Below are 522 nucleotides of genomic sequence, written 5' to 3' on the forward strand. Positions count from 1 at the left end.
TTTTATCCCACAACGAGCGAGAGCGTTCGAGGCTTGTATCTGTCGATGCACTCCAATATAAGCCGCTGTACGGGCGACTAAAGCGAGGATCCGACAGTTGAGCAGCTAACGAAAGATGGCCTGTATGATCGACTTCCAATTGTGCGGCGATTTCATCCATAAAGATGCTCAGTTGGGAGCGCGTGTCGTCCACCATATAGTTATAAACTTGGGTAGGAATGGTGACACCCGCAGCAAGGATCATGGCGGTGAGCCACACAACCGCCGCCAACACCAATCGGCTTTTGATACTTAAGCGTTTTAAGGCATGCAGCGGCAGTTTGTTCTTATTCGGCATTCAGTTGATACCCTAAGCCACGCACGGTTTTTATGATTTTTGGAGCGATTTTCTTACGAATACGACCGATAAATACTTCAATTGTGTTGGAGTCACGATCAAAGTCTTGCTTGTAAATGTGCTCCACAAGCTCCGTGCGTGAAATGACTTTTTCAGGATTATGCATAAAGTAAGCGACTACTTTA

General features: G+C 46.4%; 1 protein-coding gene and 1 pseudogene. Both read right to left on the reverse strand.

Features of this window, described 5'->3' with window-relative positions; translation table 11 throughout:
- Window positions 1-337 (reverse strand): annotated as a pseudogene (locus tag R7Q11_RS29215) (ATP-binding protein); the annotation flags it as partial.
- Window positions 327-522 (reverse strand): helix-turn-helix domain-containing protein (locus R7Q11_RS29220; RefSeq protein WP_225467351.1); only part of this gene is annotated, 196 nt, incomplete at its 5' end. The pseudogene R7Q11_RS29215 and the gene R7Q11_RS29220, both read right to left, overlap by 11 nt.

This window comes from Vibrio sp. 970 (assembly GCF_033339075.1).